The sequence below is a fragment of the Hydrogenophaga aromaticivorans genome, assembly GCF_013387465.1.
GTDB lineage: Bacteria > Pseudomonadota > Gammaproteobacteria > Burkholderiales > Burkholderiaceae_C > Hydrogenophaga > Hydrogenophaga aromaticivorans.
Genome location: NZ_VYGV01000016.1, coordinates 522,325 through 540,435, shown reverse-complemented (window position 1 = coordinate 540,435; position 18,111 = coordinate 522,325). Strand labels below are relative to the sequence as shown.

Here is an 18,111-nt window from a genome sequence, read left to right as displayed (position 1 = left end):
CGGGCGCTCGGTGCGTTCGCCTTCGGGGCTGGATCGTTGGGCGCCGTAGCCGGGTGAGGGTTCACGCGGTGGCTTGGGCGCGGAGGCTGAAACGCTCTTGGCGCGGGCCGGGCCGGGCGGGCGCACCGGGGCGCGGCGTGGCGCGAACGGGTCGGCCTTGGATTTCTTCGCAGCGCCCGGGTTGAGCTTGAGCGTGCTGGGCTTTTTGTCGGTGGTCATGGGGGGATCATCCCAGATTGATGCACGGCTGACAGGTTGATGGGGCCGCCGCGCCGGGCCGCCCCAAGCAAGGCCGCGCCCCCTCGGGGGGCAGCGACCCGCGCAGCGGCGGAGTGTGGGGGCTACAGGTCCCCCGAGCGCAGCGCTGGCAGATCCAGCACCCGCACGCCGCCGTATTCGACCCGGATCCAGCCTTTCGCCGTGAGCGCGGCGAGGGCTTCGTTCACGCGCTGGCGCGACAGGCCCACCAGGTAGGCCAGCTCCTGCTGGGTGATGCGCAGGACGCCGCCCACGTTGGGCGAGAGCAGCGGATGGAACAGGGCCGCGAGGTTGCGCGCGACGCGCAGATCGGGGTTGTTCAGGCGGTCGATTTCGCGCGCGGCGATGAACTGGCCGAGCCGCTCGTTGAGCTGGTGCATCACAAAGCGGTTGAAGCCGAGCGAGTGGTCAAGCAGCCAGTCGAAGGTCTCGACCGGCAGGCCGGCCACGCGGCTCTTGCGCAGGGCCTGGATGTTGTAGCGGTATTGCTCGTGTTTGAGCACGGTGCCTTCGCCGAACCAGCCGCCGGGCGCCACGCCGGTGAAGGTGATCACGGGGCCCTGCGAGTCGTCGTTGCTCATCTTGAGCAGGCCATCGACCAGACCGAACCAGTAGGTGACCGGCCGGCCGATGCGGCAGATGAAGTCGCCCGCCTGCGCCTCGCTCACGACGAGTGCGTCTTCGGCCCGTGCGCGTTCGCCCTCGCTCAGGGCCTGCAGCCAGGGGATCTGCGACAGCTCCTGCACGGTGGGGGCGCGGGCACGCTCCCGCAACTGGGAGCCGGTCCGGCTGGGGGTGAAGTTGCTCATGAGCAGTACAACGAACTAGGGAAAGTCCTAGGAGGGCAGACCCTTCAATTGTCGTCGCACCGACAACATAACGTCAAACATCTGCCTAACATCCGCCCCAGAATGATTTGAACGGGTGTGGCTGAACGCCCCCTGGCCCAGCACCGCTGCCCGCCCCGCATCTGGAGACTTGCAATGCAAAACACTTTCCCCCGGCTCCTGCTGGAACACGCGAAACGCCGCCCCACCGCGGCGGCCATGCGCGAGAAGGAATACGGGATCTGGCAGACCACCACCTGGGCCGCGATGGCGCAGCTGGTGGAAGCGGTGGCCTGCGGCCTGCATCAGGCCGGCCTGCAGCGCGGCGAACACATGGTGGTCATCGGCGCCAACCGCCCGCGCCTCTACGCCACGATGCTGGCCGCGCAGTCGCTGGGCGCGATTCCGGTGCCGCTGTACCAGGACGCCGTGGGTGCCGAATGCGTGTTCCCGATCAACAACGCCGAGGTGCGCTTTGCGGTGGTGGAAGACCAGGAGCAGGTCGACAAGATGCTCGAAATCCGCGACCGCTGCCCGCAGCTGACGCACGTGTTCTACGACGATCCGCGCGGCCTGCGCAACTACGACCAGCCCGGTCTGGCGGCGCTGGAAGAACTGATCGGCGCCGGTCAGGCGTTCGCGAAAATCCACACGCAGCTGTTCATCGAACAGGTGGAAATGGCCCAGCCCGATGACGTGGCCGCGATGTTCTTCACCTCGGGCACCACCGGCAACCCCAAGGGCGTGGTGCACACCCACAACACGCTGATCAACCGCGCCGCCGTGGGCGCGCGCTTCGACAAGCTGACCGAAAACGACGAGGTGCTGGCCTACCTGCCCCCGGCCTGGATCGGGCAGAACATCTTCAGCTATGCGCAGTGGCTGGTGGCCGGCTACGTGGTGAACTGCCCCGAGTCGGGCGCCACCGTGACCATCGATCTGAAGGAAGTCGGCCCCACCTACTACTTCGCGCCGCCGCGGGTGTTTGAGGGCCTGCTCACCACCGTGATGATCCGCATGGAAGACGCGGGCACGCTCAAGCGCAAGATGTTCCACGCCTTCATGGACGTGGCGCGCCGTGTCGGTCCGACCAAGATGGACGGCAAGTCGCTCGGCTTCATGGACGGCCTCAAGTACGCGCTGGGCAACCTCTTTGTGTACGGCCCGTTGCGCAACAGCCTGGGCCTGAGTCGCGTGCGCGTGGCGTACACGGCGGGTGAAGCCATCGGCCCCGATCTGTTCAGCTTCTACCGCTCCATCGGCATCAACCTCAAGCAGCTCTACGGCTCGACCGAAACGGCCGTGTTCGTCTGCCTGCAGCCCGACCACGAAGCACGCGCCGACACGGTGGGTGTGCCCTGCGAAGGCGTGGAGATCAAGCTCAGCGACACCGGCGAGATCCTGGTGAAGTCGCCCGGCCTGCTCAAGGAGTACTACAAGAATCCGGCGGCCACGGCCGAGGTGCTGAGCGCCGACGGCTGGTACCACACCAGCGACGCCGGCTTCATCGACGCCAGCGGTCACCTGAAGATCATTGACCGCGTGAAAGACGTGGGCCGCATCAAGGGCGGCGCCAACGACGGCGCCATGTTCGCGCCCAAGTACGTGGAGAACAAGCTCAAGTTCTTCTCGCAGATCAAGGAGGTGGTGGCCTATGGCGACCAGCGCGACCAGGTCTGCGTGATGGTCAACATCGACTTCGAGGCCGTGGGCAACTGGGCCGAGCGCCGCAACCTGCCCTACGCGGGCTACACCGATCTGGCGCAGAAGCCCGAGGTGTACGAGCTGATCCGCGAGTGTGTTGAAAAAGTCAACGCCGACCTGAGCCGCGACGAGCTGCTGGCCGGCAGCCAGATCAGCCGCTTCCTGGTGTTGCACAAGGAGCTCGATGCCGACGACGGCGAACTGACCCGCACCAACAAGGTCCGCCGCGGCTTCATCGCCGACAAATACAGCGTGCTGGTCGACGCCCTCTACGGAGGCAAGACCGAGCAGTACATCGAAACCCAGGTGAAGTTCGAAGACGGCCGCACCGGCAGCGTGAGCGCCACGCTGCAGGTCCGCGATGCCAAGACGTTTGCCCCCGTGAAAGCTGCCGCATGACAAAGAAGATTGGCGACGTCATCCTCGACGTTCAAAACATCAGCCTGCGCTTCGGCGGCGTGAAGGCGCTGACCGACATTTCCTTCAACGTGAAGGAACACGAGGTGCGCGCCATCATCGGCCCCAACGGTGCGGGCAAAAGTTCCATGCTCAACTGCATCAACGGCGTGTATTCGCCGCAAGAAGGCAGCATCAGCTTCCGCGGCCAGACCTTCAAGCACATGAACAGCCGGCAGGTGGCCGAGATGGGCATCGCGCGCACCTTCCAGAACCTGGCGCTGTTCAAGGGCATGAGCGTGATCGACAACATCATGACCGGCCGCAACCTGCGCATCAAGAGCAACCTGTTCCAGCAGGCGTTGCGCCTCGGCGCAGCGCAGCGTGAAGAAGAACAGCACCGCGAGTTCGTCGAACACATCATCGACTTCCTGGAAATCCAGGCCCACCGCAAGACGCCCGTGGGCCAGCTGCCCTACGGCCTGCAAAAGCGTGTGGACCTCGGGCGCGCCCTGGCGATGGAGCCGCAGGTGTTGCTGCTCGACGAGCCCATGGCCGGCATGAACCTGGAAGAAAAGCAGGACATGAGCCGCTTCATCCTCGACGTGAACGACGAGTTCGGCACCACCATCGTGCTGATCGAGCACGACATGGGCGTGGTGATGGACATCTCCGACCGCGTGGTGGTGCTCGACTACGGCAAGAAGATCGGTGACGGCACGCCCGAAGAAGTGCGCAACAACGAAGAAGTCATCAGCGCGTACCTCGGTACGAGCCACTGAACACGGAGACAACAAGATGGCATTCTTTCTTGAAACTTTGCTGGGCGGCCTGATGGCCGGCATGCTCTATTCGCTGGTGGCGCTGGGCTTTGTGCTGATCTACAAGGCTTCGGGCGTCTTCAACTTCGCGCAGGGCGCGATGGTGCTGTTCGCCGCGCTGGCCATGGCCCGCTTTTCCCAGTGGATCCCGGAATGGCTGGGCATGGACAACAAGCTGCTGGGCAACGTGCTCGCGTTCGCTGTGGCGGCCGCCTGCATGTTTGTGCTGGCCTGGCTGATCGAGCGCCTGGTGCTGCGCCACCTGGTGAACCAGGAAGGCGTGACGCTGCTGATGGCGACGCTGGGCATCACCTACTTCCTCGATGGTCTGGGCCAGACCATCTTCGGCTCGGACATCTACCAGATCGACGTCGGCATGCCCAAGGACCCGATCTTCCTGCTCGAAGGCGTGTTCGAAGGCGGCGTGCTGGTGAACCTGGAAGACGTCTATGCGGCCTGCGTGGCGGCCTTGCTGGTCGTGGTGTTGTCGCTGTTCTTCCAGAAGACGAGCACCGGCCGCGCGTTGCGCGCCGTGGCCGACGACCATCAGGCGGCGCAGTCCATCGGCATCCCGCTCAACCGCATCTGGGTCATCGTCTGGTTTGTGGCCGGTATCACGGCGCTGGTGGCCGGGATCATCTGGGGCTCCAAGATGGGCGTGCAGTTCTCGCTCACCACGGTGGCCCTGCGCGCCCTGCCCGTGATCATCCTGGGCGGCCTCACTTCGGTGCCGGGCGCCATCATCGGCGGCCTGATCATCGGCGTGGGCGAGAAGCTCTCCGAGGTCTACATCGGCCCCATGGTCGGTGGCGGCATCGAGATCTGGTTTGCGTATGTGCTGGCCCTTGTCTTCCTTCTCTTCAGGCCTCAAGGCTTGTTCGGAGAAAAAATCATTGACCGCGTCTAAGGAAGAAGCAGATGTTCTATCGTGAAAACGGTCAATTCAAGACCTCCTACCGCGCCGACCAGCAGATCTTTCCGATCGCGCAGGACCGCTGGGCCATCCTCGCGCTGATCGCGTTCGCGTTCATCGGTGTGCCCCTGCTGGCGGACGAGTACATGTTCCGCGCCATCCTGATCCCGTTCCTGATCCTGGCGCTGGCCGCCCTGGGCGTGAACATCCTGGTGGGCTACTGCGGACAGATTTCGCTGGGCTCGGGTGCCTTCATGGCGGTGGGGGCCTACATGGCCTACAACACCTACATCCGCATCGAAGGCATGCCGGTGATCATCGCCCTGCTCTCGGGCGGTTTCTTCGCCACGCTGGTGGGCATGTTCTTCGGCATACCCAGCCTGCGGGTGAAGGGCCTCTACCTGGCGGTGGCCACGCTGGCCGCGCAGTTCTTCTGCGACTGGGCCTTCCTGCGCATCGGCTGGTTCACCAACAACAACGCCTCGGGCTCGGTCTCGGTCTCGAACTTGCAGGTGCTGGGCTTCGCCATCGAAACACCGATGCAGAAATACCTGTTCTGCCTGGCCTTCCTGGTGGTGTTCGGCCTGCTGGCCAAGAACCTGGTGCGCTCGGCCATCGGTCGCGAATGGATGGCGATCCGCGACATGGACGTGGCCGCCGCGGTGATCGGCATCCGCCCGATGTACGCCAAGCTCAGCGCGTTCGCGGTCAGCTCGTTCATCGTCGGTGTGGCCGGCGGTCTCTGGGGCTTCGTGCACCTCGGTTCGTGGGAGCCAGCCGCCTTCTCGATCGACCGCTCGTTCCAGCTGCTGTTCATGGTGATCATCGGTGGCATGGGCTCGATCATGGGCAGCTTCTTCGGCGCCGCCTTCATCGTCGTGTTGCCCATTTTCCTCAACCAGTTTCTGCCCGCGCTGGGCGCGCTGTTTGGTGTGGAGATTTCCACGGCCGGTATCTCGCACACGGAATTCATGGTGTTCGGTGCGCTCATCGTCTGGTTCCTGATCGTGGAGCCCCATGGGCTGGCCAAGCTCTGGAGCATTGGCAAACAGAAGTTGCGGTTGTGGCCTTTCCCGCACTGAGTATGACCACCCCCTGCGCCGCTTCGCGTCTTCCCCCTGGAAGGGGGACGCTCCCTGTGGCCCGGCAAAGCCGGTTCCACGGGCGCTCTGGCGAGGACACGCGCTCCGGTGAAGTCCTTGTTTGCTGACCGTCGGTTTTTTCTGTGTGTGTGTTGTTTGAACGTTCCTTTAGGAGACAAGTGATGAAAATGCGCAATCTGGCTCTCTCGGTAACCATGGCCTGTGCCGCCCTCTCGGGTGCGCTGGTCTCCACCACTGCCATGGCCCAGGCCAAAGAGCAGTTCTTCCCGGTGCTGGTGTACCGCACCGGTGCCTACGCGCCCAACGGCGTGCCCTTCGCCAACGGCTATGTGGACTACCTCAAGCTGGTGAACGCCCGCGGCGGTGTCAACGGCGTGAAGCTGTCGTACGAAGAATGCGAAACCGGCTACGCCACCGACCGCGGCGTGGAGTGCTACGAACGCCTGAAGGGCAAGGGCGCCACGGTGTTCCAGCCGCTGTCCACCGGCATCACCTTCGCGCTGACCGAAAAGGCCCCCAACGACAAGATCCCGCTGATCACCGCCGGTTACGGCCGCAGCGAGTCGGCCGACGGCGGCGTGTTCAAGTGGAACTTCCCGCTGGCCGGCACCTACTGGGTGGCGGGCGACGTGATCATCCAGGACATCGCCAAGAAGCTCGGCGGCGTCGCCAACCTGAAGGGCAAGCACATCGCGCTGGTCTACCACGACAGCCCGTTCGGCAAGGAAGCGATTCCGATCCTGCAGGAACGTGCCGCCATGCACGGCTACAAGCTGACCCTGCTGCCGGTGACCCACCCGGGTGTGGAACAGAAGTCCACCTGGCTGCAGATCCGCCAGAGCCGCCCCGACTACGTCATCAACTGGGGCTGGGGCGTGATGAACTCCACCCTGCTCAAGGAAGCCCAGGCCACCGGCTACCCGCGCGAGAAGATCTACGGTGTGTGGTGGGCCGGTGCCGAACCCGACGTGAAGGACGTGGGCATGGGCGCCAAGGGCTACAACGCCATCACCATGCAACACGGCGCCGAGAAGGGTTCGGCCGTGGTCAAGGAAGTGCTGGAGAAGCTGCACGCCAAGGGCCAGGGCACCGGTCCGAAGGAAGAAGTGGGCGACGTGCTGTACATGCGCGGCCTCTTCAGCGCCATGTTCGCCGTCGAAGGTGTGCGCCAGGCCCAGGAGAAATACGGCAAAGGCAAGGTCATCACCGGCGAGCAGGCTCGCTGGGGCTATGAGAACCTGAACCTGACGCAGGCCAAGCTGGATGCGCTGGGCTTCAAGGGCGTGCTGCGCCCGGTGTCCACCAGCTGCCAGGACCACATGGGCGCCAACTGGGCCCGCATCCACACCTGGGACGGCAGCAAGTGGCAGTTCAGCAGCGACTGGTACCAGGCCGATGAACAGATCATCAAGCCCATGGTCAAGGCCGCGGCCGACAAGTACGCCGCCGAGAAGAAGCTGACCCGGCGCACGGGCCAGGACTGCCAGAGCTGAGCCCACCCCCGCCGCGCTCCGCGCGACCCCCTCAAGGGGGCGATGCCAGCCGTCCGGTAGAGCCGGCCCGGCGGCATCCCTTGCTGGGGCGACCGCGCTCGCGGCGGATGTGTGAAACGTGATCGCGGCTGGTTCGCCAGCCGCCATCCGAAAGGCCGGCTCGCTCGGTCTTTCGAATGGCTCCCAAGGAACACACCATGACGACTCCCAACATCGTTCTCAACGTCAACGGCATCGAGGTCATCTACAACCACGTGATCCTCGTGTTGAAAGGCGTCTCGCTCAACGTGCCCGAGGGCAAGATCGCGGCGCTGCTGGGCGGCAACGGCGCGGGCAAGACGACCACGCTGCGCGCCATCTCCAACCTGCTCAAGGCCGAGCGCGGCGAGGTCACCAAGGGCAGCGTCGAGCTGCGCGGTGAACGCATTGAAAACCTCACGCCCGCCGATCTGGTGAACCGCGGCGTGGTGCAGGTGATGGAGGGGCGGCACTGCTTTGCCCACCTGACCATCGAAGAAAACCTGATGACAGGCTCGTACACGCGCACCGACCGGGCCGAGATCGCGCGCAACCTGGAGAAGGTCTACAACTACTTCCCGCGCCTGAAGACACGCCGCACCTCGCAGGCGGCCTACACCTCGGGCGGCGAGCAGCAGATGTGCGCCATCGGCCGCGCGCTGATGGCCAACCCCAGCGTGGTGCTGCTGGACGAGCCGTCCATGGGCCTGGCGCCGCAGATCGTGGAAGAGGTGTTCGAGATCGTGAAGGACCTCAACACCAAGGAAAAGGTCACCTTCCTGCTGGCCGAGCAGAACACCAACATGGCGCTGAAGTACGCCGACTACGGCTACATCATGGAATCGGGCCGCATCGTGATGGATGGCCTGGCCTCGGACCTGCGCAACAACGAAGACGTCAAAGAGTTCTACCTCGGCATGGGCGGCGGCGAACGCAAGTCGTTCAAAGACGTGAAGAGCTACAAGCGCAGGAAGCGTTGGCTGGCATAAAAGAAGCACCCCCGCGCCGCCTGCGGCGTCACCCCCTCAAGGGGGCAACGCGAGTGGCCCGGCGAAGCCGGTTCCACCGCGTTCTGAATTGAAGACATCTCACTCTCACTTTTGTGGTTCTCGCTATGACCGACTTCTTCGACGCACTGGAAACCCGATCGCCCGCTGAACGCGAAGCCACTCAGATGGCCGCACTGCCCGGTCAGCTGGCCCACGCCAAACAGAACAGCGCGGCCTTCGCCGACATCCTGCGCGACATCGACGTCTCGGCCATCAACAGCCGCGCCGCGCTGACCCGCATTCCGGTCACGCGCAAGAGCGAGCTGCTGGAGCGCCAGAAGGCCAAGCGGCAGCACGACGTTTTTGGTGGCTTCTCGGCGCTGGTGCGGGGCCCGGCCATGTCGCGGGTCTTCGCGTCGCCGGGTCCGATCTACGAACCCGAAGGCGCCACCCGGGATTACTGGCGCGCCGGCCGCGCCCTGTTCGCCGCGGGCTTTCGCTCTGGCGAGCTGGTGCACAACAGCTTCAGCTACCACATGACGCCGGGCGCGTTCATCCTGGAGTCGGGCGCGCACGCGGTGGGCTGCACCGTGTTCCCGGCCGGCACCGGCCAGACCGAGCAGCAGCTCGAAGCGATGGTGGACCTCAAGCCCGATGCCTACACCGGCACACCGAGCTTCCTGCGCATCCTGCTGGAGAAAGCTGCCGAGGCCGGCATTCCGCTGCCCAGTCTGACCAAGGCCTCGGTCGGCGGCGAGGCTTGCCCGCCGAGCCTGACCGCCTGGTTCAAGGAACGCGGCGTGGAGGTGTACCAGACCTACGCCACCGCCGACCTCGGTCTGGTGGCCTACGAGACCACCGCGCGCGAAGGCCTGGTGCTCGATGAAGGCGTGATCGTGGAGATCGTGCGCCCGGGCACCGGCACGCCTGTGGCCGATGGCGAGGTGGGCGAACTGGTGGTGACTTCGCTCAACCCGGCCTACCCATTGATCCGTTTTGGCACCGGTGACCTGTCGGCGATCCTGAGCGGCACCTGCCCCACCGGCCGCACCGCCCCACGCATCAAGGGCTGGATGGGCCGCGCCGACCAGACCACCAAGATCAAGGGCATGTTTGTGCACCCCTCGCAGGTGGCCGAGATCACGCGCCGCTTTCCGCAGGTGCAGAAGGCCCGGCTGGTGGTCAGCGGTGAAATGGCCAACGACCAGATGTGTCTGCAGGTCGAAGCGGTGGAGGTGAACGACGGCCTGCGCGAACAACTGGAAACCGCCATCCGCGAGGTGACCAAGTTGCGTGGTCAGGTGCAGGTGGTGCGACCGGGCAGCCTGCCCAACGACGGCAAAGTGATCGAGGACGCGCGCAGCTACCAATGAGCCGCGGCCCCGCGGCAAAGGGTTTACCCCGTGTAGTTGGCTAAGTAATTTCCGCGATTTTTCCACCAGAGGGCCGGGCTACCATGAACGCGTTGTTCAACCCCCATGGAGTTCACATGAAACAGATCCTGGCCTTCGCCCTGACCGCTGCGGTTTCGGCCGGCGCGTTCGCCCAAGCTTTCCCCAGCAAGCCCATCACGCTGGTGGTGCCTTTCGCGGCTGGCGGCCCGACCGATCTGGTCGCTCGCCAGCTCGCCGAAGCCCTGCGCAAGCCCCTGGGCGGCGCCACGGTGGTGGTTGAAAACGCGGCCGGCGCCGGTGGCACGATCGGTGCAGCCAAGGTGGCCCGTGCCGCACCCGATGGTCACACCCTGCTGGTCTGGCACATCGGCATGGCCGCCACTGCCGGCCTGTACCGCAAGCTGCCCTACAAGCCGCTGGAAGACTTCGAGTACCTCGGCATGATCAACGACGTGCCCATGACCCTGCTGGGCGCACCCAAGCTGCCGGCCAACACCTACCGCGACTTCGAGAACTACATCAAGGCCAATGGCGGCAAGCTCAACCTGGCCCACGCGGGTCTGGGATCCGCCTCGCATCTGTGCGGTCTGATGTGGCAGTCGGCGATGAAACTGGACAAGTCCATGACCACCATTGCCTACCGCGGCACGGGTCCGGCCATGAACGATCTGATCGGTGGTCAGGTCGACGTGATGTGCGACCAGACCACCAACACCACGAGCCAGATCGAAGCCGGTCGCGTCAAGGCCTTCGCCGTCACCACGGCCAAGCCGCTGTCGGGTCACAAGCTGCTCAAGGACTACCCGTCGCTGCAGGACATGGGCCTCAAAGGCTTCAACCTGACCATCTGGCACGCCATGTACGCCCCGAAGGGTACGCCGCCCGAGGTGACCAAGAAGCTCAACGACGCGCTGCAGGCCGCCCTGAAAGATCCCGAGTTCATCAAGCGGCAACAGGACCTGGGTGCCATGGTCGTGAGTGACGCCCGCGTGACCCCGGCGGGTCACAAAGCCTTTGTGGCCGGCGAGATCACCAAGCTCAAGACCGCCATCGAGGCCGCCGGCCAGTTCGCCGACTGACCGTTGGTCACCCCTGCGGCGCTCTGCGCCGTCCCCTCCAGGGGACGATGCCTGTGGCCCGGCAGAGCCGGTTCCACGGCATCCACTGGGTCAGGGCACGCGCACCGGAGAGACGAGGTGGCGGCATGATCCCGATGAGGGTGGTGGACTCCATCACCGAATTGCAGCCCGCCGACGCGGGCTGCATTGCTTTGAGTGGTTCGCATGGGGGTTTGAGTTCGGCCCGCTATGCGCTGGCCGTGCGGCCGCTGCTGTCGGTGTTCAACGACGCGGGTGTGGGCAAAGACGCGGCGGGCGTCGCCGGCCTGGCGCTCTTGCAGGTCCAGGGGCTGGCCGCCTGCACGGTGTCGCATACGAGCGCCTGCATCGGACAGGCCGCTTCTACACTGGCCTGCGGCGTGGTCAGCCACGCCAACGAAGCGGCACGCGCGCTGGGCATCGTGACGGGTCTGCCCCTGCGGCCGCAATTGCAGACAACCTTCAGGAGACACCCATGCGCGCCAGCCCCCGACAACCCACCCACCGTGCCCGACGCCGACTGCTGATGGCCCTGGGCGCCGCCGCGCTGGTGCTGCCGGGCCTGGTCGCCGCGCAGGGCGCGTGGCCGTCCAAGCCGGTGCGCATCGTGGTGCCCTTTGCCCCGGGCGGAACCACCGACATCCTCGCCCGCGTCCTGGCACCCGAGCTGAGCAAAGCCCTGGGGCAGCCCTTCGTGGTGGACAACCGGGGTGGCGCTGGCGGCAACATTGGCGCGGAAATCGTGGCCAAGTCGGCTGGCGACGGCCACACCCTGCTCATGGGCACCGTCGGCACGCACGGCATCAACAAGTCGCTCTACGCCAGCCTGCCCTACGATCCGCAAAAAGACTTTGCACCCATCACCCTGGTGGCCGGGGTGCCCAACGTGATGGTCATGAACTCAAAGAGAGCGCAGGAGCTGGGCATCCAGTCGGTGCCGGATTTCGTGCGCTACGCCAAAGCCCACCCGGGCCAGCTCAACATGGCGTCCAGCGGCAATGGCACCTCCATCCACCTCGCGGGCGAGCTGTTCAAGGCGCGCACGGGAATCTTCATGACCCACATCCCCTACCGGGGGTCCGGCCCGGCCCTGAAGGACCTGATCGGGGGACAGATGGACGTGATGTTCGACAACCTGCCCTCGGCCATGCCCCACATCAGATCGGGCAGCCTCAAGGCGTTCGCGGTGACCAGCGCGGTGCGCTCGGACAGCATGCCCGAGCTGCCCACAGTGGCCGAAGCCGGCGCCCTGCCAGGTTTTGAAGCCAGTTCCTGGTTCGGCCTGCTCGCGCCCGTGGGCACACCTCCCGAGATCGTCAACCGCCTGCAGCAGGAGACATCAAAGGCGCTCAACCTGCCTGCGGTGAAAGAACGCCTGCTGTCGCTCGGGGCCATCCCCGGCGGCGACACGCCGCCAGCGTTTGCCCGCCAGATCGATGCCGAGATCGACAAATGGGCCGCGGTGGTCAAAGCCTCGGGCGCGAAGGTGGACTGACCCGCCCCCTCGGGGGACAGCGACCCGCGCAGCGGTGGAGCCCCGGTCCGCGCTGCCAAGCGCGGGACGCAGGGGGGCTACAGCCTCACACCCCCCAGACGATGTCCACCTTCGCCTGCTCGCAGCGCTTGAGCATCTCGATAAACGGTGCGCTGCGCATGCGCAGGCTCACCGTCTCGAATTCCGGTGGCACCTCACCCTGCGCAGCGGCTTCTTCCTTCAGCCGCTTGTGCTCGGCCTCTTCGGCCACGATCGCGTCCTGCAGCGCCCGGACCGCCGCGGCCATCTGATCGGGCTGCACGATGCCGGGGCCCGAAGGGTCTTTGCCCAGGATTTCCAGGATGCGTTTGCCATGCGGTTGCAGCATGACGAGATCGCCGGTTTCACGTGATTTAAAGCGGTACAGGGACATGATTGCCTCCTTGGGTTGATGGTTCATTCTTGCACCAACCGCCCAGCCGGACCACCGTTTGGGTCAACAGCATGCGGGTTTTCCCGATTGGATGAATTTAATTCAGGCCTAAACTAATTAGGCATGAACACCCCACTTCCAGCGCTGCGGCGCATCCTGTGCATCGGCGGCGGCCCGGCGGGCCTCTATTTCGGCCTGCTCATGAAGCGCCGCTACCCGGACCTGCAGGTCACGGTGGTCGAGCGCAACCGGCCGTTCGACACCTTTGGCTGGGGGGTGGTGTTTTCTGACCAGACGCTGCAGAACCTGAAGCGCGCCGACCCGGAGTCGGCGCAGCAGATGGCCGACGCCTTCAACCACTGGGACGACATCGAAGTCTTCTACAAAGACCGCAGCGTGCGCTCCACCGGTCATGGCTTCATCGGCATCGGCCGCAAGCGCCTGCTCAACATCCTGCAGGAACGTTGCCTGGCGCTGGGTGTGGATCTGGTGTTCGAAACCGACGTAACCGACGACCAGGCGCTCGCTCAGCAGTACAACGCCGACCTCGTGATCGCCAGCGACGGCCTCAACAGCCGCATCCGCACGCGCTACGAAAACACTTACCAGCCCGACATCGACACGCGCAAATGCCGCTTCGTCTGGCTCGGCACCCAGAAGACCTTTGACGCCTTCACGTTTGCATTCGAACAGACCGAACACGGCTGGTTTCAGGCCCACGCCTACAAGTTTGACGATCAAACCTCGACCTTCATCGTCGAAACGCCGGAAGATGTGTGGCAAACCCACGGCCTTGAACACATGAGTCAGGAGGAAGGTGTGGCTTTCTGCGAAAAGCTGTTCGCGAGATACCTCGATGGCAACCCCCTCATCAGCAACGCCAAACACCTGCGCGGCTCGGCCAACTGGATCCGCTTTCCGCGCGTGATCTGCCAGACCTGGGTGCACTGGCAGGACATTGCCGGCAAGCCCACGCCCATCGTGCTCATGGGCGACGCGGCCCACACGGCCCACTTCTCCATCGGCAGCGGCACCAAGCTCGCGCTGGAAGACGCGATCGACCTGGCCGACGAATTCCGCGATGCGGCTGGGCGCAGCGAATCGATGGAGGAAGTGCTGAAAGGCTACGAGGCACGCCGCAGCGTGGAGGTGCTGAAGATCCAGAACGCCGCGCGCAACTCCACCGAGTGGTTTGAGAACGTGGACCGCTACACCGGCATGGACATCCAGCAGTTCGCCTACTCGCTGCTCACGCGCAGCCAGCGCATCAGCCACGAAAACCTGCGCCTGCGCGATCCGCAGTGGCTCGAAGGTTATGAAGCCTGGCTGGAGCACCAGGCCCGGCCTGGTGCCACCGTCGGCCGCCATCCCACGCCACCCATGCTGCTGCCGCTGACCGTGCGCGGACTGACGCTCAAGAACCGCATCGTCGTCTCGCCCATGGCGCAATACAGTGCAACCGACGGCGTGGCGGGCGACTACCACCTGGTGCACCTGGGCGCGCGCGCCATGGGCGGCGCGGCCCTGGTGATGGTGGAAATGACCAGTCCCACGCCCGAAGGCCGCATCACCCCGGGTTGCCCCGGCCTGTGGAACGACGAACAACAGGCGGCCTTCGCGCGCATCGCGGATTTCGTGCACACCCGCAGCAGCGCAAAGATCGGCCTCCAGCTCGGCCACAGCGGTGCCAAGGGTTCGACCCAGCTCGGCTGGGAACAGATCGACGAACCGCTGCCCGCCGGCAACTGGCCTCTGCTCTCGGCCAGCGCCCTGCCCTACGGTCCGCAGAACCAGGTGCCGCGCGCCATGACCCGCGCCGACATGGACGCCATGACGGCGGCCTTTGTCGAGTCCACCCGGCGCGCCGCCGCCGCGGGTTTCGACTGGCTCGAACTGCACTGCGCCCACGGCTACCTGCTCTCGGCCTTCATCTGCCCGCTAACCAATGAGCGCACCGACGACTACGGTGGCTCGCTGGACAACCGCTGCCGCTACCCGCTGGAGGTGTTTGCCGCCATGCGCGCGGTGTGGCCGGCCGACAAACCCATGAGCGTGCGGATCTCGGCACACGACTGGGCACCCGGCGGCAACACGCCCGACGACGCGGTGGCCATGGCCCGGCTGTTCAAGGCCGCCGGCTGCGACGTGATCGACGTGTCTTCGGGTCAGACCACGCGCCAGGCCAAACCGGTCTATGGCCGCATGTACCAGACACCGTTCGCCGACCGCGTGCGCAACGAAGCCGGCATCCTGACCATGGCCGTGGGCGCCATCACCGAGGCCGACCACGCCAACAGCATCATCGGCGCCGGCCGCGCCGACCTCTGCGCCGTGGCCCGGGCCCACCTGGCCGACCCGGCCTGGACGCTGCACGAAGCGGCCAAACTGCAGACCCGCGCCATTGAATGGCCGCGCCCCTACGAAAGCGGGCGCGACCAGCTCTACCGCGAGGTCGCGCGCCAGCAGACCTTGCAAGGCAGCGTCGCCACACCGGACCCCGCCGAGGCCCCATGAGCATGAACCCCGACACCCTCGATCTCGAAGCCCGCGCCCACAGCGAACACGCGCACGAACTGCGTCTGTGGCTACGGCTGCTGACCTGCTCGCAGCTGATCGAAAAACGCGTGCGCACGGGCCTGCGGGAAAACTTCGACACCACCCTGCCGCGCTTCGACCTCATGGCCCAACTGGAACGCCACCCCGAGGGCCTGAAGATGAAGGAGCTCTCGCACCGGCTCATGGTCACGGGGGGCAACGTCACCGGCATCACCGACCAGCTGGTGGCCGAAGGTCTGGTGGAACGCATGGGCGTCGATGGCGACCGGCGCGCCTTTCGCGTTCGACTGACCGACCACGGCCGTGAGCAGTTTGTCGACATGGCCCGGCAACACGAACAATGGATCGTGGCAGCCTTTGAAGGCCTGAGCGCCCGCGATCTCGACAACCTGCACAAACTGCTGGGCAAGGTCAAACAACACCAGCTCGACATCAACCAGGGGGGCGAATGACCCCCCTGCGCCGCTTCGCGTCTTCCCCCCAATGGGGGACCACACCCACGGCCTGGCAAAGCCAGTTCCGTGGTGTGTCTTGTGCAGACACTCACGCCGGAAAGGCTTTTGCAGAATGAAACACCCTATTCCAGACCACAACCCCATGCGTGGCCAGTACAGCGCCATGGCCGACACCACGCCTCAACACTTTGCCCTCAACGTCAGCGAAGGCGTGGCCACCGTCACGCTCAACCGCCCCGAGCGCAAGAACCCGCTGACGTTCGATTCCTACGCCGAGTTGCGCGACTGGTTCCTGGCTCTGCAGCGCGCCACCGACATCAAGGCCGTGGTGCTCACCGGCGCAGGCAACAACTTCTGCTCGGGCGGCGACGTGCACGAAATCATCGGCCCGCTCACGAAGATGAGCATGCCCGAGCTGCTGGCCTTCACCCGCATGACGGGCGCGCTGGTGAGCGCCATGCGCGCCTGCCCGCAGCCCATCGTGGCCGCGCTGGACGGCGTGTGCGCGGGGGCCGGCGCGATGATGGCCCTGGCCTCGGACCTGCGCCTGGGTACGCCCTCCGCCACCGTGGCCTTCCTGTTCACCCGCGTCGGCCTGGCCGGTGCCGACATGGGCGCCTGCGCCTTGCTGCCGCGCATGATCGGCCAGGGCCGGGCGAGCGAGCTGCTGTTCACCGGCCGCGCCATGTCGGCCACCGAAGGCCACGCCTGGGGCTTCTTCAACGCGCTGCACGACAGCGCCGCGCTGTTGCCCGCCGCCCACAAGCTCGCGGCCCAGCTCGCCCAAGGCCCCACCTTCGCCCACGGCATGACCAAGACCATGCTGCACCAGGAGTGGGCCATGACGCTGGACCAGGCCATCGAAGCCGAAGCCCAGGCCCAGGCCATCTGCATGCAGACACAGGACTTCCGGCGCGCGTACGAGGCGTTTGCAGCCAAACAGCGCCCCGTTTTTGAGGGCGACTGAGATGGTCGCCTTCGAACACCCCCACCCGCACGGTGCGCTGGCGCCGACCGCGCACCTCGAACTGCCTTTCTTCGACGACGCCCACCGCGCACTCGCCAACGGCCTCGTGGCCTGGACGCACGAACAGAAGGTGGGCGAGTCCGACGACCGCGCCGCCTGCAAAGAGTGGGTGCAGCGCCTGGGTGCGGCCGGCTGGCTGCGTTACTGCGTGCCCGAGGCCCACGGCGGCGCCTTGCCTGCACTCGATTCGCGCGCGCTGGTGATCCTGCGCGAGACCCTGGCCTACCACTCCCCCCTGGCCGACTTCGCCTTCGCCATGCAGGGACTGGGCAGCGGCGCCATCACGCTCGCCGGCACGCCAGCGCAGCAGGCCCGCTACCTGAGCGCGGTGGCCACGGGCGAGAAGATCGCTGCGTTTGCGCTCAGCGAGCCGGAAGCCGGCTCCGATGTGGCCGCCATGGCCACGCAGGCGGTGCAGACCGGCAGCGGCTGGGCGCTCAACGGCTGCAAAACCTGGATCAGCAACGGCGATCTGGCCGACTTCTATGTGGTGTTTGCCAAGACCGACCCCGGCGCGGGTGCGCGCGGCATCAGCGCCTTCATCGTGGACGCCGGCACACCGGGCCTGGACAGCAGCGCGCACATCCAGGTCATGGCACCGCACCCGCTGGCCACCCTGGCATTCAACAACTGCGCGGTGGGCACAGATGCCCTGCTTGGCCCCGTCAACGGCGGTTTCAAACTCGCCATGCGGACGCTCGACATCTTCCGCGCCTCGGTGGCAGCGGCCGCACTGGGCATGGCGCGTCGTGCGTTTGCCGAAGCCGTGACCCACGCCAAGACCCGCAAGATGTTCGGCCAGACCCTGGGGGACTTCCAGCTCACGCAGGCGAAGCTCGGCGAGATGAGCGCACTTATTGACGCCGCCGCCCTGTTGACCTACCGCGCCGCCTGGCAACGCGACTGCAGCGCCACCCAGGGCGCGGGCACACCAGCCTACACCGCAGCGGCCGCCAGCGCCAAGCTCACCGCCACCGAGAACGCCCAGCGCGTGATCGACATGGCGCTGCAGATGTTCGGCGGACGCGGCGTGCAGGTGGGCCAGACCATCGAGCACCTCTACCGCGACATCCGTTCGCTGCGCATTTACGAAGGCGCGAGCGAGGTGCAGTTGCTCATCCTCGGCAAAAACGCATTGAAATGAAACACCCCC

General features: G+C 65.7%; 16 protein-coding genes and 1 pseudogene. 14 read left to right on the top strand and 3 right to left on the bottom strand.

Annotated features, from left to right (window positions below; translation table 11 throughout):
- Positions 1–219 (bottom strand): annotated as a pseudogene (locus F3K02_RS27645) (hypothetical protein); the annotation flags it as partial.
- A 122-nt stretch (positions 220–341) separates the two neighbouring features.
- Positions 342–1,067, bottom strand: a complete 726-nt coding sequence (locus F3K02_RS19735) for a Crp/Fnr family transcriptional regulator (RefSeq protein ID WP_177137316.1) — start codon at positions 1,065–1,067, stop codon at positions 342–344.
- 174 nt (positions 1,068–1,241) lie between these two features.
- On the opposite strand from F3K02_RS19735, the gene F3K02_RS19730 reads away from it, so the two are divergent.
- From F3K02_RS19730 to F3K02_RS19685, 10 genes are all read left to right on the top strand, one after another.
- A complete protein-coding gene (locus F3K02_RS19730; RefSeq protein ID WP_177137315.1) occupies positions 1,242–3,188 on the top strand; it encodes an AMP-dependent synthetase/ligase in 1,947 nt (648 codons plus the stop codon).
- The gene (locus F3K02_RS19725; protein ID WP_177137314.1) at positions 3,185–3,967 is read left to right on the top strand and encodes an ABC transporter ATP-binding protein; all 783 of its coding nucleotides are present in this window, start codon (positions 3,185–3,187) and stop codon (positions 3,965–3,967) included. The genes F3K02_RS19730 and F3K02_RS19725 overlap by 4 nt, the downstream gene beginning before the upstream one ends.
- 16 nt (positions 3,968–3,983) lie before the next feature.
- On the top strand, positions 3,984–4,913 hold the full coding sequence (locus F3K02_RS19720) for a branched-chain amino acid ABC transporter permease (protein WP_177137313.1): 930 nt from the start codon (positions 3,984–3,986) through the stop codon (positions 4,911–4,913).
- An 11-nt stretch (positions 4,914–4,924) separates the two neighbouring features.
- Entirely contained in the window at positions 4,925–6,001 is a 1,077-nt protein-coding gene (locus tag F3K02_RS19715) for a branched-chain amino acid ABC transporter permease (RefSeq protein ID WP_177137312.1), read from the top strand.
- Positions 6,002–6,183: 182 nt separating this feature from the next.
- Positions 6,184–7,515 (top strand): ABC transporter substrate-binding protein, encoded by a 1,332-nt coding sequence (locus tag F3K02_RS19710; protein ID WP_177137311.1) that lies wholly within the window; start codon positions 6,184–6,186, stop codon positions 7,513–7,515.
- A 197-nt stretch (positions 7,516–7,712) separates the two neighbouring features.
- Positions 7,713–8,522 (top strand): ABC transporter ATP-binding protein, encoded by an 810-nt coding sequence (locus tag F3K02_RS19705; protein ID WP_177137310.1) that lies wholly within the window; start codon positions 7,713–7,715, stop codon positions 8,520–8,522.
- 125 nt (positions 8,523–8,647) lie between these two features.
- Positions 8,648–9,895: a phenylacetate--CoA ligase family protein gene (locus F3K02_RS19700; protein WP_177137309.1), complete on the top strand. Its 1,248-nt coding sequence runs from the start codon at positions 8,648–8,650 to the stop codon at positions 9,893–9,895.
- 116 nt (positions 9,896–10,011) lie between these two features.
- Positions 10,012–10,995: a tripartite tricarboxylate transporter substrate-binding protein gene (locus tag F3K02_RS19695; protein ID WP_177137308.1), complete on the top strand. Its 984-nt coding sequence runs from the start codon at positions 10,012–10,014 to the stop codon at positions 10,993–10,995.
- Positions 10,996–11,120: 125 nt separating this feature from the next.
- Complete coding sequence (locus F3K02_RS19690; protein ID WP_177137307.1) at positions 11,121–11,540, top strand: hypothetical protein; 420 nt, start codon at positions 11,121–11,123, stop codon at positions 11,538–11,540.
- Positions 11,489–12,508: a Bug family tripartite tricarboxylate transporter substrate binding protein gene (locus tag F3K02_RS19685; protein ID WP_177137306.1), complete on the top strand. Its 1,020-nt coding sequence runs from the start codon at positions 11,489–11,491 to the stop codon at positions 12,506–12,508. Before F3K02_RS19690 ends, F3K02_RS19685 begins: the two co-directional genes overlap by 52 nt.
- 85 nt (positions 12,509–12,593) lie before the next feature.
- Here the strand turns inward: F3K02_RS19685 and F3K02_RS19680 are convergent, their stop codons facing one another.
- Positions 12,594–12,920: a DUF1840 domain-containing protein gene (locus tag F3K02_RS19680; RefSeq protein WP_177137305.1), complete on the bottom strand. Its 327-nt coding sequence runs from the start codon at positions 12,918–12,920 to the stop codon at positions 12,594–12,596.
- Positions 12,921–13,043: 123 nt separating this feature from the next.
- On the opposite strand from F3K02_RS19680, the gene F3K02_RS19675 reads away from it, so the two are divergent.
- From F3K02_RS19675 to F3K02_RS19660, 4 genes are all read left to right on the top strand, one after another.
- The gene (locus F3K02_RS19675; RefSeq protein ID WP_177137304.1) at positions 13,044–15,434 is read left to right on the top strand and encodes a bifunctional salicylyl-CoA 5-hydroxylase/oxidoreductase; all 2,391 of its coding nucleotides are present in this window, start codon (positions 13,044–13,046) and stop codon (positions 15,432–15,434) included.
- 2 nt (positions 15,435–15,436) lie between these two features.
- Positions 15,437–15,928: a MarR family winged helix-turn-helix transcriptional regulator gene (locus tag F3K02_RS19670; RefSeq protein WP_177137303.1), complete on the top strand. Its 492-nt coding sequence runs from the start codon at positions 15,437–15,439 to the stop codon at positions 15,926–15,928.
- Between the two features lie 115 nt (positions 15,929–16,043).
- On the top strand, positions 16,044–16,898 hold the full coding sequence (locus F3K02_RS19665) for an enoyl-CoA hydratase family protein (protein ID WP_177137302.1): 855 nt from the start codon (positions 16,044–16,046) through the stop codon (positions 16,896–16,898).
- Between the two features lies 1 nt (position 16,899).
- The gene (locus F3K02_RS19660; RefSeq protein ID WP_177137301.1) at positions 16,900–18,102 is read left to right on the top strand and encodes an acyl-CoA dehydrogenase family protein; all 1,203 of its coding nucleotides are present in this window, start codon (positions 16,900–16,902) and stop codon (positions 18,100–18,102) included.
- Positions 18,103–18,111 lie beyond the last annotated feature (9 nt).

What these genes read in the sequence shown, in the direction of transcription:
- F3K02_RS19735 (WP_177137316.1), bottom strand. Translation starts at nt 1,067, where the DNA reads ATGAGCAACTTCACCCCCAGCCGGACCGGCTCCCAGTTGCGGGAGCGT.
- F3K02_RS19730 (WP_177137315.1), top strand. Translation starts at nt 1,242, where the DNA reads ATGCAAAACACTTTCCCCCGGCTCCTGCTGGAACACGCGAAACGCCGC.
- F3K02_RS19725 (WP_177137314.1), top strand. Translation starts at nt 3,185, where the DNA reads ATGACAAAGAAGATTGGCGACGTCATCCTCGACGTTCAAAACATCAGC.
- F3K02_RS19720 (WP_177137313.1), top strand. Translation starts at nt 3,984, where the DNA reads ATGGCATTCTTTCTTGAAACTTTGCTGGGCGGCCTGATGGCCGGCATG.
- F3K02_RS19715 (WP_177137312.1), top strand. Translation starts at nt 4,925, where the DNA reads ATGTTCTATCGTGAAAACGGTCAATTCAAGACCTCCTACCGCGCCGAC.
- F3K02_RS19710 (WP_177137311.1), top strand. Translation starts at nt 6,184, where the DNA reads ATGAAAATGCGCAATCTGGCTCTCTCGGTAACCATGGCCTGTGCCGCC.
- F3K02_RS19705 (WP_177137310.1), top strand. Translation starts at nt 7,713, where the DNA reads ATGACGACTCCCAACATCGTTCTCAACGTCAACGGCATCGAGGTCATC.
- F3K02_RS19700 (WP_177137309.1), top strand. Translation starts at nt 8,648, where the DNA reads ATGACCGACTTCTTCGACGCACTGGAAACCCGATCGCCCGCTGAACGC.
- F3K02_RS19695 (WP_177137308.1), top strand. Translation starts at nt 10,012, where the DNA reads ATGAAACAGATCCTGGCCTTCGCCCTGACCGCTGCGGTTTCGGCCGGC.
- F3K02_RS19690 (WP_177137307.1), top strand. Translation starts at nt 11,121, where the DNA reads ATGATCCCGATGAGGGTGGTGGACTCCATCACCGAATTGCAGCCCGCC.
- F3K02_RS19685 (WP_177137306.1), top strand. Translation starts at nt 11,489, where the DNA reads ATGCGCGCCAGCCCCCGACAACCCACCCACCGTGCCCGACGCCGACTG.
- F3K02_RS19680 (WP_177137305.1), bottom strand. Translation starts at nt 12,920, where the DNA reads ATGTCCCTGTACCGCTTTAAATCACGTGAAACCGGCGATCTCGTCATG.
- F3K02_RS19675 (WP_177137304.1), top strand. Translation starts at nt 13,044, where the DNA reads ATGAACACCCCACTTCCAGCGCTGCGGCGCATCCTGTGCATCGGCGGC.
- F3K02_RS19670 (WP_177137303.1), top strand. Translation starts at nt 15,437, where the DNA reads ATGAACCCCGACACCCTCGATCTCGAAGCCCGCGCCCACAGCGAACAC.
- F3K02_RS19665 (WP_177137302.1), top strand. Translation starts at nt 16,044, where the DNA reads ATGAAACACCCTATTCCAGACCACAACCCCATGCGTGGCCAGTACAGC.
- F3K02_RS19660 (WP_177137301.1), top strand. Translation starts at nt 16,900, where the DNA reads ATGGTCGCCTTCGAACACCCCCACCCGCACGGTGCGCTGGCGCCGACC.